This is a genomic window from Leptospira adleri (assembly GCF_002811985.1).
Taxonomy (GTDB): Bacteria; Spirochaetota; Leptospiria; order Leptospirales; family Leptospiraceae; genus Leptospira; species Leptospira adleri.
The window spans coordinates 61,199-77,898 of sequence record NZ_NPDU01000002.1 but is presented as its reverse complement, the minus strand read 5'-3'; the positions used below and the strand labels follow the sequence as shown (position 1 = coordinate 77,898).

Genomic DNA, 16,700 nt, shown 5'->3' with positions numbered 1-16,700 from the left:
CAGTATCCGCCGACAAAGCAGGCTTTCAATTCCTTTCCTAAGACCCAAGTTTTAAAAAAGAATTCAAATTTGATTGGAAATATTTTCGGTTTGGCGGAAGGCTTGTCCGCCGTGACTGAAATAGCGAGTCAACACTCAAGATTGAAACTAAACGAACCGGGGAACCAGATTCTTTCTTGGACCTGGAAAAATCCCAAGAGCGGAAAGGAACTCGAGATCGTCGCGGGTTTTGATCCAAAGGAAAGATTTTTTAGCTCCGGTTCTTTTCTGATGTATCCTTGGGTCAATCGTCACGCGGCACAGACCATTCAACTTGGTGAAGAATTTATTTCCTTGAACGACTTGGGGACCAAGGACGCGAAAGGTTATCCGTCTCACGGTCTCGCTTATTCCTGGAGGAGAAGCGTGATCGATAAAACGGACCATTCCGTTTTTTTCGAATTGATTCCTGACGAATCGATTTCTCGCACATCCTTAAGTAAGATTCGAGTTCGCGAAGAATATTCCTTGCATACGATTTCAAACGAAGAGGTTTTGACCCTTCGAACCTTTTTTCAAAATGAAAATTCGGTTCCTTTTCGTTTTTGTTACGGCTATCATCCGTATTTTCGGATGAATTCTCAATCGATAGCAACGCAACTTCGGTCTAACTTAAAGAAACAGATTCCCTTACAAGAAGATTTGATTCCGGTATATCCTATTTTTGGAGTAGATACGACCGTATTCGATTCGGAGCGTGTGCCAAAACTCGATTGTCTGTTTTACGGAGAAGAACCGAACGTTCTTTTACAAGTGTGGGACGAATCGTATCAGGTTTCCGTTCATTCCTATTCGAATGCTTCGGACGAGATCCCACTTTCTTACGTTCAAATCTACACTGACTTTTCCGGAAACCGCATAGCGATTGAACCGATGAGCGCACCCGGAAACGCGGTTTTGCACGGTTATTCTTTGACGACCTTGCAGCCGGAGGAAGAAAAGAGCGGTTGTTTTCAGATTCTGCTCTCAACGTTGTGAAACTTTGGAAGTCCTACTCGAGAGAACGAAGGAAAAAACCTTATGTTCGCATTCTTCTTGACAGAAAGGGGTCGATTTTCAGTCTAAACAAACAGGAAACCAGACACAAATGAGCAAACCCTTAATCGTTCAGAGTGATAAAACCATGCTTTTGGAGGTCGATAATCCCGAATTTGAGGCTTGTCAGAGCATCGTTTCCAAATTTGCAGAACTAGAAAAAAGCCCGGAATACCTTCATACATACAGAATTTCGCCACTTTCACTTTGGAACGCCGCTTCCATCAAGATGTCTGCGGATGAAATCGTAGAATGTCTCGAAAAATTCTCCAGATATTCCGTTCCGAAAAATATCGTGAACGAAATCCGCGAACAGATCAGTCGTTACGGAAAGGTAAAACTTGTCAAAGAAGAATCCGGAGAACTTGCAATCATTTCCAATGAAAAAGGATTTCTCCAAGAGATCGGAAATCACAGAGCGGTGCAGCCGTTTATCGAATCTACGTTTCCGGATAAGATTTATATAAAAAAAGAATACCGAGGACATATCAAACAAGCCCTCATCAAGATCGGTTTTCCAGTGGAAGACCTCGCCGGTTACGACGAAGGAAATAAATACGGATTCAATCTAAGACCGGAAAGTATCAGCGGTAAAAAGTTCGGAATGCGCGATTACCAGAGAGCCTGTGTGGAAGTATTTCACGCCGGCGGCGGGAACGAAGGCGGTTCCGGAGTTGTCGTTCTTCCTTGCGGTGCAGGGAAGACGATTGTCGGAATCGGAGTGATGCAGATCGTAGGAGCGGAAACTTTGATCCTCGTGACAAACACACTTTCGATTCGTCAGTGGAGAAACGAAATCCTCGACAAGACCGATATTCCTCCCGAAGATATCGGGGAATATTCCGGAGAAGTCAAAGAGATCCGTCCGATCACGATCGCGACCTACAACATTCTTACCCATAGAAAGAAAAAAGGGGGGGATTTTACCCACTTTCATCTTTTCAGCGCGAACAACTGGGGACTGATCGTTTACGACGAGGTTCATTTGTTGCCCGCTCCCGTTTTTCGTATGACTTCCGAACTCCAAGCAAAGAGAAGACTCGGTTTGACTGCGACCTTGGTTCGAGAGGACGGTCTGGAAGAAGACGTATTCTCACTCATCGGACCTAAAAAATACGACGTTCCTTGGAAAGAACTCGAAAGCAAATCCTGGATCGCGGAAGCGAAGTGTAAGGAAATCCGAGTCAACATGGACGACGACCTTCGTCTGAAGTATTCCATCGCGGACGATCGCGAGAAATTCAGACTCGCTTCGGAAAATCCGGAGAAGATGAAGGCGATCGAACTCATCATGAAAAAACATTCCGAGTCTCATCTACTCGTGATCGGACAATACATCAATCAATTGGAAGAAATATCAAAGAAATTTAATATTCCTTTGATTACCGGTAAAACACCGCTTCCGGAAAGACAGACCTTGTATGACGCATTCCGTTCCGGACAGATCAAGTCTCTCGTGGTCAGTAAGGTTGCGAACTTCTCGATCGATTTACCGGATGCTAACATTGCGATTCAGGTTTCGGGAACCTTCGGTTCCAGACAGGAAGAAGCGCAGAGATTGGGACGAATCCTCAGACCGAAAGGACACGACAACACCGCCGTATTCTATTCTTTGATTTCTAGAGATACGAACGAAGAAAGATTCGGGCAGAATCGTCAGCTGTTTCTTACGGAACAAGGTTACGAATACGAAATTTATACTCTGGATCAATTCCGGGAAGCTCAAGAAGAATTGGCTCAGCTTCAACTGAACAACGCCTGATTCTTTCCGATAAAACAGATCGGTAGAATTGTTATTAAAGTAAGAAACACAAAAAGAGGAACAGCATGGATCTCAGCGCAAAAAGGCTGAACGTCATCGAGCCCTCTCCTACACTCGTAATCACGGCGAAAGCGAACGAGTTGAAAAAAAAAGGAGAGGACATTGTAAGTTTCGGAGCGGGCGAACCCGATTTCGAAACCCCGACCCATATCAAGGAAGCCGCAAAGAAGGCGATCGATAAGGGAATGACGCGTTATACGGCTGTTTCCGGAACTGTCGAACTCAAAGAAGCGATCGTAAAGAAATTCAAAAGAGACAACGGTCTCGATTATGAAAAAAATCAAATCATCATAGGAACCGGCGGAAAACAGGTCATCTATAACTACTTTCTCGCGACTTTAAACGCGGGGGACGAGGTTATCATTCCCGCGCCGTATTGGGTGAGTTATGCGGACATCGTTCGTCTTGCCGAAGGTGTTCCCGTAATCGTTCAGACTACTCCGGAAAGTAATTTTCAGATCACTCCGGAGCAGTTAAAAAAGGCCATCACGCCGAAAACGAAGTGTTTGATCGTAAATTCCCCGTCCAACCCGACGGGAGCCGCTTATTCCAGAAAGGATCTGGAAGCTTTAGGAGAAATTGTGCTTTCCAGCGGTATCCAAGTGATGAGCGACGATATCTATGAAAAGATCGTCTATGACGGGTTCGTTTTTTCCAATCTCGCGATGATTTCTCACGAACTAAAAAAACGGACCTTCGTCATCAACGGAGTTTCCAAAACCTATTCGATGACCGGTTGGAGAATCGGTTACGGAGCCGGAGATATCGGTATAGTAAAGAACATGGAAACGATTCAGAGTCAGTCGACTTCCAATCCTTCTTCGATTTCCCAAGCCGCCGCGGAAGCCGCGATCGGCGGGGACCAGGCTTGCGTCGAAGAGATGAGAAAGGCTTTTGAACAAAGAAGAAATGTCATCGTATCTCTTTTAAACGCGATTCCCGGAGTGCAGTGTAAGAATCCGCAGGGCGCATTCTACGTTTTTCCTTACTTAAACGACGTCTACAAAACTCCCGGATTTGAAAGGCTTAGGAAAGAATCTTCGGAAACGTCCTTGAGTAAACTGTTCTGTAACGTTCTATTAGAAAAGTATAAAGTAGCAGCGGTTCCCGGAATTGCATTCGGAGAAGACAATGCTCTCAGGCTTTCTTACCCTATGGGCGAAGCCGATATCAAACGCGGCGTGGAAAGAATCGCGGAAATGATCGGGGATTTAAGCAAGTAAACGATGAGACGGATCGTACTGATCCTCGTTTTTTTTGCGTCAACTCCTTATCTTTGGGGAGGAGATTGGCTGGTTCTCAAGCCGAACGCTCCTCTCTATTTATTTCCGGATAAACAATCGGAAATTCTCCGAAGACTCGGATTCGGAGAAATCGTCCAGAGCAAGAACGAAAAGGAAAAACAAAGCGAGAAGAATTTTCGTTTTGTCTCCGACGGCGCTGGGCTCAGCGGTTGGGCCCCAACACAATCCCTTTTTAACATCCAGGAAAAAGGCGGTTACAAAATCGTAATCCGTTCCATAGATCGTATGTTGTATTCCTCGAACACCGGTTTAACCGAACTTGAATCCGTTTATCAATACTTAAGTTCCCTGGAAGAAAACGGAATCTATCACGGAGACGAGTATCTCTATTTAAAAATCAGAAGGGCGGTGGTTCTCCAGAGAATATTAGAAATTCTGCAAGAGGGCGAAAGTAAAAAGAAGGAATCCAAACTCGGAGATTATCTTTCCAAAAACCCGGGAGAGATTACTCCCGGCGAGAGGGGAAAACCTTTTAGGGTCAATCCGGAAGTTTTCTGGAAAATCGCGGAAGAATTTAAGGACAAGGGCCCTGGAGATTTTGCGGCATTCTTAGGCGTAAAATATACGGAAGAAGCCGTCTGCAAAAAAGACGTTTTTTGTTTTTTAAACGACGAAAGAAAACGAAAAATGCGATATCTGCAACTGCAACCTAACGGTAATTATGCGACCGTATTCGCCGCGCAGATTTCCAAACGATTGGAAACTATGACGAAGGATTCTGAAAGTCTGGATTGCGGGAAGAACCCTTCTAAAAAGGAAACGTTCGATTTGTTTCGCAAGGATCTTCAAACCCTGCCTTATCGATACGGAAAAAAATATCATCAATTTCTAAAAGTGATTCAGAAAGAATGTCTGGAGTAGATCTGAACTTTCGTAAAGTCGCTTTCCGAAATGAAAAATATCGGGAGCCGATTTGCGGACCCATTTTGGTCTTACACGGGTTATTCGGTTCTTCAAAGAACTGGGCGACGGTGGGAGATTTTTTGAGCGGGTATTCGGACGTTTATCTGCTCGATCTACGCAATCACGGCGATTCTCCTCACGTTATGGAACATTCTCTTGCTTCGATGGTCGAGGACGTCGAGGTTTGGGTTCGTAAAAATAAAATCGTTGATCCGGTTTTTTTAGGTCATTCCATGGGCGGACTCGTTTCGATGGGTTTTGCGCTTCGGAATCCGGAAATTCCTTCTCTCCTTTTGATCCAAGACATCGTTCCGAAAGACTACCCTCTGCGCTACGATCTTGAATTCGCTTGTTTGCGGACCGATGTTTCCAATTTCAAAACGAGACAGGAAATAGACGCGGCTCTTTCTAAAATTCTTCCTAATGCGTTTATCCGGAATTTTTTGGAAATGAATTTGGAAAGAATGGAATCGGGCGGTTACAGATGGAAACTGAACGTGGAAGGAATCGAAAAATCCCCTCGCTTGCTCCGGGATTTTTTCAGTAAGTATTCGGAAAGTCCGTATTTGAAGAAGACGAATTTCCTTATCGGCGGCGCTTCTGAATACTTCTTAGAAGAAGATATTCCCGCGGCGCAAAAATTCTTTCCGAATTCCAAATTCTATAGAGTCCCGGATGGAGATCATTATATTCATTTTACAAAGGCGTCCGAATACAAAAGAATTTTAGAATCTATTTTTGAAGAGAAAGACGATTCTGAATTCTTAATAAAATAAAACCGAATATAAGACAGGTTCCGATTCCGAACGGAACCAAATACGTAAACCCGAAACCGGTCCATTTTCCGAAGATCAACGTTGCGATCGGGGTCGAAGCGATGGAAATTGCCGCGTAGTTATCTTTCAATTCTTGCATATAAGAAAATGCTGAAATTCTTCCGGTCAAAAAGACCGCGATGATCGGACCCACCGTGTAGGAAGCGATCGAAAGTCCCAATTCCACCAAGCCGGTTTTTCCCGTTGTTAAAAAGAGCGGAAGAAGCGAACTGAGCAGCAGAATCAATCCCCAAAAAAGGCTCAACGTTGCGGAACCGAATTTCGAAATTCCCAAATCCACTTTGGTCGTAAGTGAAAGCGAGTTGATCGAACTCGAAAGAGTGGACATCGCGGAGGCGAGTATCGCCGCGAGTAAAAAGCCGGTGATCGGAGAAGGTACTTCTTCCAAAATAAATTTTGAAAAGACTTTGTCTTTCGGAAGGTTTTGGCTCGAATAATAGAAAAACAGCAAAACTCCTATGCTCAAAAACAAAACAAACTGGAAGAACACAAAAACTCCGGAGGAGATCATCGCCTTTTTCGCGTCGGATTCGGATCTACAAGCCAAAACTCTTTGCACAAACATCTGGTCTACGCCGTGAGTTCCCAAGGTAAGAAGAATTCCTCCTAAGATCGCCGTTGGAAAAAAATACGCGGAGGAAAAATCGGTCCATTCAAAAATTCTTAACTTGCCGGCGTCGGATGCAGCTTGGAATAGATTCGAAAAGTTGAATCCATTTTGAGTCAAAAGATATCCTAAATAGCCAAAGGCGAAAATTCCGCCCCCGACATAGATTACGAATTGGATCGAATCCACCCAAACCACGGAACGGAATCCGCCTTGAACCGTATAAAGAATCGTAATTCCGGAAATCAGAAGTAAACTCAGAATTTCAATCTGCAGAGTTTCGACGTTGATCGCGCCGTATTGTTTGAGAAAGACTTCAAGAAGGATCGCGACAGGAATCGCGGAAGCATACATCCTCACGCCGTCTCCCAAGATTCTTGTCAGTTTGAAAAGGTAAGTTACCGTCTTTTGCGAAATTTTTCCGTATTTGATTCCCACCCATTCGTAAACCGAAATGAATCCGGACTGATAATACATAGGAATAAAAAGTTGCGCCACGAGAATTCTTCCTAAAACAAAACCCAACCCCAAACCGAGAAAGGTGAGATTTCCGGAGTAACTGAGTCCCGGAATATTCAGAAACGTGAGTGTCGAAGTTTCCGTCGCGACGATTGAAAAACTGAGAGGAATCCAGGAGAGTTCTCTTCCCGCAAGAAAGTAGGAAGAAGAATCTTTGTCCTTCTTTCGAGAAGTAAACCAGCCGGAAAATAAAACGAGAATGACGTATGATAAAAGTACAATTAGATCCGCGATTCCAAAGTGCATAATCAGGCAGAATTCACTCTTCTTATATCGGGAAAACTCTTTTTCGCAAAGATTTCTTTTATAGGCTTTCTTCTTTCCGACAAAAACGATTTTACTAAAAATACTAGAAAACGGACTTTAAGCGCGTTTGAGATAGAATTTGGTGAACTCTTCTTTCTCAAAAATCAATGTCCGAAAATCCGAATTTCTAAAACGGAAAAGCAAATGACGATTTGATTTGGAGAGAAATCGTGGTCGTAATTTTTGCGATTCGGTTTCTTCCTCGCTTAGATTTTATCCGACAAAGCGGGTTCAAAATCGGAATCCGATGATTTTCAAAACATGACATCGATCCGTCAATATTCCATCACCGTTCCGGGAACCTCGGCGAATTTAGGGCCGGGCTTTGACCTTTTTGGGCTTGCGTTTCGAATCTACAATCGCTTCCAATTCCGTTTTTTTCCCGATGGAGAATTTCACGTATCCGTGAAGGGATTGGACGTTCTTCCCTTTGCTCCGGACGAAGACCTTGTCATTTCCTCTTATCGTTCTTACTTTCAGAAGTTTCTTTCGGGGCAAAAGTTGATCCCGTATTCTTTGGTGATGGACCTGAATCTTCCGATGAAAGGGGGCTTGGGTTCGAGCGCGAGCGCGGCGGTCGCCGGAGTTTGCGCTGCGAGATTTGCGCACAAACATTTCTATCGGCAGATTCCCCTTCCGAAGGAAAATGAATTTCTGTTTCATCTCGCTCAGATCGAGGGACATCCGGACAATACGATTCCCGCTTACTTAGGCGGATTTGTGTTCGCATATTTTAACGGAACTCGACTCGAGTTTGTAAAAAAGAAGTTTCCAAAACGTGTCCGTTGTTTCCTGCTCGTTCCCGATTTGGAAACTTCCACGCATCTTTCCCGTAAAACTCTTCCGAGCGCTTATTCCACGGAAGACGTGATTTTTAATATGAGCCGGGTCGCCACTTGGATGGAATTTTTGGACTCGGGCAATCTGGAATTGTTAAAGTTGGCGCTGGAGGATCGTGTTCACACTCCGTATCGGATGCATTCCGAGTTCGAACTCAATCCGCTTTTGGATCAGATTAAGAAGAATCTGATCGGATATTCGCTTTCCGGAAGCGGACCGTCCGTGCTTCTTTTTTGCGAGCGTAAAAAGGCGGCGAGAGTGGAGCAGATTTTGAAGGAAAAGGTCGCCGGGTTTAGCGACCGAACTCATTTCGGTTGTCAGATTCTTTCCTTAAAAGTGGAAGAGGACGGAATTTCGGAATCCGAAAAGAATATTAAGATTTCTTAAACTTATTCTTCTTCGTCTCCGCCTGCTCTTTCTTCTTTTCCGAACGTATACAATCCTTTTTTGATCGGGGTTCTTCTGTTTAATCCCGGATGGATTCTGGATACCGTAAAGATAAATCTCATTCTTTCCTTACCGAAGTTGTTGATGAAAAATTCCGAAGAAAGACTGATTTCAAAATACTGAGTCATCCTTTCCTTGTTGACCTTGTCCGAAATCCTAAAATCCGCTTTTTTACCGATCACTTCGTAACTATCCAACTTTTCGGTTGAGTCCATTCTGGAAAAGGTCGGCATCGCGGGCGGTTTGAAAAGTACGGGTGCGTTTCTCATGATCTGAATCTCATAGTCTTCGGATTCTTTCGCTTTCTTGAAATTGAAAACGATATGATCGTCGGAGATCGCGTTACAGAAGGTACGGATGTCTCCCGATTTTTGTCCTACGCTGAAACGAACATTTCTCTGACTTTCAGAAACGACGAGTACGAAGCGATCGCCTTCTTCCGGAGGAGTTCCGGCTCCCGCGTTTTGTTTTTTCAGAGCGGGGTAAATGATTTCTTGAAAGAATAAGAAGGCAAGTCCGGCGAAGGCCGCCAGACCGACGAGTATCAAAAGAATGTCTAAACCTACGGTGTAGATGAGTCCGAGAGTAAAAAACAAAATCCCTCTATCGTCTTACGTCAATTTTGTGAACCGATGAATCGTCGCTCATTCTGGAGCGAACCATCATCGAAAGCAGATTTTTCATTTGCTCCGGGCTGATCACCTGGTTCATTCTTTCTTCAAAGGAAACCGGAGAAGGTTTCATTACGAGTTCCTCGGGTTTGATTTCGTTCTTCTCCGCTTTTGATGGGGGAAAAGCTGCGGAAACCGATTCTTTTTCTTGAGTGTTTGTGTTTGTCCCTGTGTTTTCTTGGTTTGCTTCTTTTACAGGCTGGGGCCAGGAAAACGAAAAAGTTGGGATCGTCAATCCGGTTACAGTCATAAACCCGCACCTCCTTTCGATTCTTTTGTCTGCTGTTACGGGAAGGAGACAGTCTCTATGTTCAATATCGGTAATAGGGGATTCACTTTAGGGTTTTTTCAAAAAAATTTCCTTTCTCCTTTAATTTTGGTCGAAACGACGGGGTTCGAACGGTTCGGATTGGATTTCAAGGCCCTCTGAAATACCCTTCGAATTTATCGTTTGCCAGCTTACCCGAGGTTTCTAACCTGGCTAGTAGGGAAACCAAGTCTCGATTGTACGAGGCCATCGGGGGAAATATTTCCATGCAAGACATAATTGCCAAACTCAAAACAAAGGAATCAAGACCGCTTCTTACGATTACCGGCCTTTTTTTACTCTACATAGCAGTCACTTCTCCTCTGATCGTTTCCTATTTCTCCCCTGACGGAGTAGCCGAAATCAACGGTAAGAATTATACCATCAAAGACGTGGAAAAAGAAAATCCGAAACTGGCTCGGAAATTTCATTCCGAGACCAACGATCGTTTGTATCGTGTTCTTTCCGAATTCGCGAGCAAAAAGGTCGTGGCCTTGGCAGCAAAGGAGCGTAACGTTTCCGAAAAGGATCTGATGGAACCTGCGGTCCAAGAACCGACTCTTGCGGAAATGCGAGAAATCTACGAGCAATATAAGAATTCGCCTGCGCTCAAAGGAAAGTCGTTTGAAGCGGTGAAAGCCGAAATCCAAAATCATCTGCTTTCTCAAAAAAAGGAAGAGGCTCGCAATTCTATCTTTGGAGAACTTCGCAATCAGTATAAAATTTCCGTAAAGGTAAAAGAACTTCCTGCGATGAGAGACGATTCGATTCTTGCCGGAAACAATCCTTCCCTCGGTCCGGAAAAAGCAAAAGTTACTATCATCGAATTTTCGGATTTTGAATGTCCTTATTGCAAAAGAAGTCAGGACGTGAATTCTCAACTCCGCGCAAAGTATAAGGATCAAATTCGCTGGGTCTTTAGGGACTATCCTCTGTCTTTTCACCCGAACGCTATGTTTGCTCATATCGCCGCGAACTGCTCCGCTCCTCAAGGGAAATACTGGGAATTCTTCAACGTCCTCTTTCAAAATTCCGGTAATCTTCCCAAAGAACGCGTTTTGGATCTTGCAAGAACCACAGGTCTGGATATGAAGGCATTCAGTCAGTGTGTAAACGACGCGGCGGTTCGAAAAGAAGTGGAAGCGGATATGGCGGAAGGCGAGAAATACGGAGTCAGCGGAACCCCCGCATTCTTTATCAACGGAATTATGGTGGAAGGCGCTCAGCCTCTGGAAGCGTTTACCAAAGTGATCGATCAAGAACTTAAAAATTAAAATTAAAAACTTAGGAGTCGGCCAAATATGAGTAAGACAGTCAAAATTGCCGTTACGGGCGCAGCAGGACAAATCGGATATTCTCTACTTTTTAGAATTGCTTCCGGACAGATGTTCGGAGCGGATACTGCGGTAGAAATTCAAATGCTTGAATTGGAAGCTGCGGTCCCTGCGGCGAAAGGTGTGATTATGGAATTGGAAGACTGCGCGTTTCCTCTTCTCCAAAAAGTGACTGTATCTTCCGATTTGGACGTTGCTTTCAAAGATATCAACTGGGCTTTGCTTGTCGGATCCGTTCCTAGAAAAGCGGGAATGGAAAGAGGGGATCTCCTCAAGATCAACGGCGGAATTTTTGTGAATCAAGGAAAAGCGATCGAAAAGAACGCGGCAAACGACGTAAGAGTTCTCGTCGTAGGTAATCCTTGCAATACGAACTGTCTGATCGCGATGAACAACGCGAAAGGTGTTCCGGGAGATCGTTGGTTTGCTATGACAAAGCTCGACGAAAACAGAGCCAAATCGCAGTTAGCCGGAAAAGCGGGAGTTCCCGTAAAAGAAGTGACTCATCTTGGAATCTGGGGAAACCATTCTTCCACTCAGTATCCTGATTTTTACAACGCGAAAATCTCCGGTAAACCGGTGACCGACGTGATCTCCGATCACGATTGGCTAAAAGGTGATTTTATCAAGAATGTTCAACAAAGAGGGGCTGAGATCATCAAAGCAAGAGGAGCTTCTTCTGCTGCGAGCGCGGCTAACGGAGTCGTAGACACGGTTCGCGGAATCATCAATCCAACGGCGCCTGGCGACGCGTTCTCCGCTGCGATCGTTTCCGACGGTTCTTACGGAGCCGAAAAAGGTCTGATCTTCGGATTCCCTTTGAAGTCCGACGGAAAAAAAGTGGAGATCATCCAAGGTCTTCCTTTGAACGACTTTGCAAAAGAGAAATTCAAAATCACTCATGACGAACTTCTTTCCGAAAGAAATGAAGTAAAGGAAATGCTCTAAACTTCAGTCGAGAGGCTTTCAGAATCTGAATCCATCCGCATTCATTCAGAAGGCCTCGAGCGTTCTGGAATCCTTAAAAAAGGATTTCCTGTATCGCACCCTGGAAGTTCCTTTCGGGGTCGATTTCTCTTCCAACGATTATCTTTCGCTCACAAAACATCCGAAGCTGATCGCCGGCCTAAAAGAAGGTCTGGATCTCTACGGAGCCGGTTCCGGCGCTTCTCGTCTAGTCAGCGGGCACAGAGAAAGTTTTGATCGAGCCGAAAACGCAGTCTCCGAATGGACCGGGACACAAAGCGCCTTGTTTGTCGCAAACGGTTACGCCGCCAATCTCGGACTTCTTTCCTGCATCGCGAACGCGAAGACAGAAATTTTCACCGATCGGCTCAATCACGCTTCGATTTTGGACGGGGTTCGTCTTTCCGGTGCCGAAAAAACGTATTACAAACATCTAAACTTGGATCATCTGGAAGAATCGCTCCGCAAATCCAGGAAAAGAGAAAAAGTCATCGTATCCGAAACCGTTTTCAGTATGGACGGAGATTTGGCGCCGATCGAAGATCTTGTCTATTTAAAAAATAAATACGAAGCAACTCTTGTTTTAGACGACGCGCATTCGATCGGAGTTTTCGGAGACAAAGGCTGTGGAAGAGCGTCACAAGTCCTCGGAAAAGAAAAAATTCAAGAAGTGGATTTTATAACGTATACGAGCGGAAAGGCGCTCGGACTGGAAGGGGCTTGGATCGGGACTTCTAAAATCGGAAGAGAATTTTTGATCAACAAGATGAGGACGTTTATTTTTTCAACAGCGCCTATGCCTGCGATCGCGCACGCAATCCCGATCTCGATTTCGCTTCTGAAAACGATGGACGCGGAAAGAAAGAATCTTTTCCGAAAATCGGATCGGCTCCGCGAGTTGATGCAAACCAAAAATTATCCTAAGACAAATTCTCAATCCCAGATCGTTCCGATTCTTTTTCCGTCGGAGGAAAGCGTTTTAGAAGCGGCCGCACTTTGCAGAGAGAACGGACTCTACGTAAAAGCGATTCGGCCTCCCACAGTAGCCGTTCCTCGTTTAAGAATTTGTATTCATTCCGATACGACGGATTCTATATTAGATAAATTGATTTCACTTTTGCCGGTCTTCTGATGTCCGTTTTTATTTCAGCAACCGGAACCGACGTCGGAAAAACTCTCTTGAGTTCTTTGATTCTTGCGAAATACGGAGAATCTCTCGGACTCAAATATTTCAAACCGATTCAAACCGGGGACGACAGCGATCGGTCTTCTGCGATGGAACTCAGCGGTTTGGAGGGAAGCCGGTTTCTAAAAAATTATTATTCCTTTCGTTTTGCGGGTTCTCCCCACTATGCGGCCGAGTTGGAAGGAACCGAAATCGACGCGGATGAATTGGCGAGACATCTTTTTAGCATTCGAGAAGAGAACATCGTTGTGGAAGGCGCCGGGGGACTGATGGTTCCTTTGACTCGAAAGACGCTCACGATCGATCTCATTCGACAATCGGAAATTCCTTTGATCCTGACCGCGCCCGTATCTTTGGGGGCGATCAATCAAACCCTGCTTTCTTTGGAAGCGATTCAGAGTAGAAAGATCGATCTCAAAGGAGTTTATTTTATAGGAATCCCCGATAAAACGACGGAGGACAATATGAGAACGATTATAGAATGGAGCGGTGTTCCGTCTTTGGGTTTTTTCTTTTTAAACTCCAAAGAGAGAATGAGTCGGGAACAATTTCAGGAAGAATGTTCTCGAAAATTTGACCCTGACTTTACTTTGAGGGACGCGATTCAATGATTTGGCATCCGTTTACGCTTCAGTATGAACCGGAACAACCGCTCAAAATCGTAAGTGCCGAAAAAGAATTTCTTTACGACGAGGCTGGAAATTCTTATATCGACGCGATTTCCTCTTGGTGGGTCAGCATCCACGGACACAATCATCCAAAAATCATTCAGGCTATGAAAGACCAGCTCGATCGACTGGATCACGTTTTGCTCGCGGGTTTTACGCATGATCCTGCGGAAAATCTTGCAAGCGAACTTCTTAAAGTGACGGAAGGATTGTTTCGGAAGGTGCTTTATTCCGATAACGGATCGACCGCGGTCGAGATCATGATCAAACTCGCGTATCAGTATTTTCAAAATTGCGGAGAATCCGAGCGAAACGTATTCATAAAATGGAATGCTTCTTATCACGGAGATACGATCGGAACGATGAGCGTGGGGGGAGATTCCGTCTTCAATCGGGTTTTCGCGGGACTACTTTTTCCCACCCAGGAATTTGAAAGTCCGAATTGCAGCTTTTGTCCGGCGGGAAAAAAGCCGGATTCTTGCAAAACGGAATGTGTGGACGCGATCGAGACGTTCTTTGAAAGGAATCCGAAACAGATTGCGGGAATCGTCATCGAACCTTTGATCCTCGGCTCCGGGGGAATGATCTTTTACAAAGAAGAAGTCCTAGAACGTCTTGAACAAATATCTCAAAAGTACGGAGCCCTTCTTTTAGTCGACGAGGTCTTTACGGGTTTCGGAAGAACCGGATTCTTCTTTGCATATCAAAGGGCAAAGATCAAACCCGATTTGATTGCGACGGCGAAGGGACTGAGCGGCGGAGCGGCTGCAATCGCGGTGACTCTGGCTTCCGAAAAGATTCATTCCGCCTTTGTAAGACCGGAATCGGATAAGGCGTTTTATCACGGACATACCATGACTGGAAATCCGGTGGCTTGCGCCGCCGCGATCGCTTCCATAAAACTGATGTTGGAAGAACGACGTCTCGAACAAGTCTCTCGCTTAGAAATAAAACTGAAAGAAGGATTGGAAAAAATAGGGAAAGAATTCCCCGAGCTGATTCGAGATCTTCGAGTGATGGGAGCCGTTGCGGTTTTAGAATTGGAGGCCGGCGCAGAGAACGGCTACACTTATCCGGGAAACAAAATTCTTAAGAAGAAGTTTTTAGAGAAGGGGGTTCTTCTCAGACCTCTCGGAAACGTGATTTACATAACTCCTCCTTATGTGATATCCGACGTTTCCTTGGAAAAGATTTTCAAAGCGATCCGTGAGACATTGGCGGAAATTTATTCAGGGAAATAGACTTTTCAAGAAAACTCCCACCCTCGAACCTGTCTGAAGAATGTCTGCAACACTCAATACTGTCGAAAAAATATTCTCCGAAGTTCCAAGCGTAATCACAAAAGAAGAGGCTCTGGAAATTCTCGATGGAACTCTTCCGCTTACAAACTGTCTGGACCGGGCCTTTCAAGAAAGAAATCGTTATTACGGAAACAAGGTTCGAATTCATATCTTAGATAATATCAAAAACGGTCATTGTCCCGAAGACTGTGGCTATTGCGCACAAAGAAAGAACGCAAACTCGGGAGTGCAGGAATATCCGATGAAATCCGAAACCGAAATCTACGAAGATGCGGTGAAGGCAAAGGAGAATGGGGCGTATCGATTTTGTATGGTGACCTCGGGCACCGGGCCGAATCGCCCTACGACAGAAAAACTGGCTTCCACAATCCGCAGAATTACGGACGAATTAGGTCTGAAGGTTTGTCTTTCAGCGGGACTTTTGGACGAAGACAAGGCTCAACTTTTAAAAGCGGCCGGGCTCGATCGTTACAACCACAATCTAAATACTTCTCAAAATCATTATCCGGAAATCTGCGACACTCATACTTACGCGCAGAGAGCGGAAACCCTAGGTTCCGTATCAAAAGCAGGAATCGGAATGTGCAGCGGCGTGATCGTAGGAATGGGAGAGACTCTGCGCGACATCGTGGATGTCGCCTTTGAACTCAAAACGTTTCGCGTGATTTCGATACCGGTAAATTTTTTCATTCCAGTCAAAGGTCACGCGATCAAAAATCCGAGCGTGCTGACTCCGGAACTTTGCGTAAGAATTCTTTGTCTTTTCCGTTTGGTAAATCCCGACTCTGAAATTCGGATCGCGGCGGGAAGGGAAGGACATCTCAGAAGTTTATCGGCTATGGCCCTCTTTGCGGCGAATTCTTTATTCTCATCCGGTTACTTGAACGTGAAAGGATCGGATATGGTGGAAACGATTGGAATGATTCGAGACGCCGGATTTTTCCCGGAACTCGCGGATGGAGGAGTGCTTCCGGAAGACTCGGAAATGGAAGCGCTTTATTCTGAAAAAAACTTCCCTGAGCTGTATAAATTTAAAAAGTCCTAAGGGTTTTTCTCCTGAAAAAAAGGTGTTTTGGGTATTTTTTACGCTTTCCCAGCAACTTTTTTTTATTAAATTGAGTCTGAACACAGTATAGATTGTTAAGTACGTGTCCCTTTTTTGACGATTCTCCGTGTAACAGAGAAAAATCGAAAATGGTTGGTCTTAGATACTAAGCGAAAAGGAAATTTCTTTTTTATCGAACAAGAATACGTTATGCGCCTTGTTGTTCAAAAAAACTGAAGAAAAAAATTGAAATACAATTTGGAAATGTCGGAACCAGGGGTTATTCTTTTTTAAAATTTTAGAAAGAGTAAGTTCATTTTTTTTAGAATCGGTTTGAAAGCCTGAATCCATCTAAAAATCTGACATTACTGGAGTTAATGGATGAAATACAAAATAGAAATCAATAAGCTGAAGAACGGTTATATAGAAGCCAAGCTCATTGATACTGCTTCCAACAATCCGATCGAGTTTAGAATTTGCGATTCTGAAGATTACCTCCAAGCTCAGATCGCAGATTGGCACAAACGTTTTCACATGAAAGAACCTCAGGAGCAGTGATCGGAC

16 protein-coding genes are annotated in these 16,700 nt (G+C 44.6%); 13 read left to right on the top strand and 3 right to left on the bottom strand.

The window, feature by feature from the left end:
* Nucleotides 1-111: 111 nt before the first annotated feature.
* From CH376_RS01205 to CH376_RS01185, 5 genes are all read left to right on the top strand, one after another.
* Nucleotides 112-1,017, top strand: coding sequence for an aldose 1-epimerase (locus CH376_RS01205; protein WP_100784070.1), 906 nt, complete (start codon nt 112-114; stop codon nt 1,015-1,017).
* A 109-nt stretch (nt 1,018-1,126) separates the two neighbouring features.
* Nucleotides 1,127-2,836: a DNA repair helicase XPB gene (locus tag CH376_RS01200; protein ID WP_100783806.1), complete on the top strand. Its 1,710-nt coding sequence runs from the start codon at nt 1,127-1,129 to the stop codon at nt 2,834-2,836.
* A gap of 65 nt (nt 2,837-2,901) precedes the next feature.
* The gene (locus tag CH376_RS01195; protein ID WP_100783805.1) at nt 2,902-4,119 is read left to right on the top strand and encodes a pyridoxal phosphate-dependent aminotransferase; all 1,218 of its coding nucleotides are present in this window, start codon (nt 2,902-2,904) and stop codon (nt 4,117-4,119) included.
* Between the two features lie 3 nt (nt 4,120-4,122).
* On the top strand, nt 4,123-5,061 hold the full coding sequence (locus CH376_RS01190) for a hypothetical protein (protein ID WP_100783804.1): 939 nt from the start codon (nt 4,123-4,125) through the stop codon (nt 5,059-5,061).
* Nucleotides 5,049-5,879 carry an alpha/beta fold hydrolase gene (locus tag CH376_RS01185; protein ID WP_100783803.1) on the top strand — a complete coding sequence of 277 codons (831 nt, stop codon included), beginning with the start codon at nt 5,049-5,051 and terminating at the stop codon, nt 5,877-5,879. The genes CH376_RS01190 and CH376_RS01185 overlap by 13 nt, the downstream gene beginning before the upstream one ends.
* Here CH376_RS01185 and CH376_RS01180 read toward each other — a convergent pair.
* Nucleotides 5,836-7,311, bottom strand: a complete 1,476-nt coding sequence (locus CH376_RS01180; RefSeq protein ID WP_100783802.1) for a sodium:solute symporter family transporter — start codon at nt 7,309-7,311, stop codon at nt 5,836-5,838. The genes CH376_RS01185 and CH376_RS01180 overlap by 44 nt on opposite strands.
* A 321-nt stretch (nt 7,312-7,632) precedes the next feature.
* Here CH376_RS01180 and thrB point away from each other — a divergent pair, with 321 nt between their 5' ends.
* Nucleotides 7,633-8,598 (top strand): homoserine kinase, encoded by a 966-nt coding sequence (gene thrB / locus CH376_RS01170; protein ID WP_100783800.1) that lies wholly within the window; start codon nt 7,633-7,635, stop codon nt 8,596-8,598.
* Nucleotides 8,599-8,600: 2 nt separating this feature from the next.
* Here thrB and CH376_RS01165 read toward each other — a convergent pair whose 3' ends face one another.
* Together CH376_RS01165 and CH376_RS01160 are read right to left on the bottom strand one after the other, a co-directional pair.
* Nucleotides 8,601-9,254, bottom strand: a complete 654-nt coding sequence (locus tag CH376_RS01165) for a hypothetical protein (protein WP_100783799.1) — start codon at nt 9,252-9,254, stop codon at nt 8,601-8,603.
* 7 nt (nt 9,255-9,261) lie between these two features.
* On the bottom strand, nt 9,262-9,579 hold the full coding sequence (locus tag CH376_RS01160) for a hypothetical protein (RefSeq protein WP_100783798.1): 318 nt from the start codon (nt 9,577-9,579) through the stop codon (nt 9,262-9,264).
* 284 nt (nt 9,580-9,863) lie between these two features.
* On the opposite strand from CH376_RS01160, the gene CH376_RS01155 reads away from it, so the two are divergent.
* The 7 genes from CH376_RS01155 to CH376_RS24135 all read left to right on the top strand — a co-directional run bounded on the left by CH376_RS01155 (nt 9,864) and on the right by CH376_RS24135 (nt 16,694).
* Nucleotides 9,864-10,910 (top strand): DsbA family protein, encoded by a 1,047-nt coding sequence (locus tag CH376_RS01155; protein ID WP_100784069.1) that lies wholly within the window; start codon nt 9,864-9,866, stop codon nt 10,908-10,910.
* A gap of 27 nt (nt 10,911-10,937) precedes the next feature.
* Nucleotides 10,938-11,918: a malate dehydrogenase gene (locus CH376_RS01150; protein ID WP_100783797.1), complete on the top strand. Its 981-nt coding sequence runs from the start codon at nt 10,938-10,940 to the stop codon at nt 11,916-11,918.
* A 25-nt stretch (nt 11,919-11,943) separates the two neighbouring features.
* A complete protein-coding gene (locus CH376_RS01145; RefSeq protein ID WP_243394656.1) occupies nt 11,944-13,068 on the top strand; it encodes an aminotransferase class I/II-fold pyridoxal phosphate-dependent enzyme in 1,125 nt (374 codons plus the stop codon).
* Entirely contained in the window at nt 13,068-13,733 is a 666-nt protein-coding gene (gene bioD, locus CH376_RS01140; RefSeq protein ID WP_100783795.1) for a dethiobiotin synthase, read from the top strand. The genes CH376_RS01145 and bioD overlap by 1 nt, the downstream gene beginning before the upstream one ends.
* Entirely contained in the window at nt 13,730-15,031 is a 1,302-nt protein-coding gene (bioA, locus tag CH376_RS01135; RefSeq protein WP_100783794.1) for an adenosylmethionine--8-amino-7-oxononanoate transaminase, read from the top strand. The genes bioD and bioA overlap by 4 nt, the downstream gene beginning before the upstream one ends.
* Nucleotides 15,032-15,071: 40 nt before the next feature.
* The gene (gene bioB, locus CH376_RS01130) at nt 15,072-16,136 is read left to right on the top strand and encodes a biotin synthase BioB (RefSeq protein ID WP_100783793.1); all 1,065 of its coding nucleotides are present in this window, start codon (nt 15,072-15,074) and stop codon (nt 16,134-16,136) included.
* Nucleotides 16,137-16,517: 381 nt separating this feature from the next.
* Nucleotides 16,518-16,694 (top strand): hypothetical protein, encoded by a 177-nt coding sequence (locus CH376_RS24135; protein ID WP_000875511.1) that lies wholly within the window; start codon nt 16,518-16,520, stop codon nt 16,692-16,694.
* The last annotated feature ends 6 nt before the right edge of the window (nt 16,695-16,700 follow it).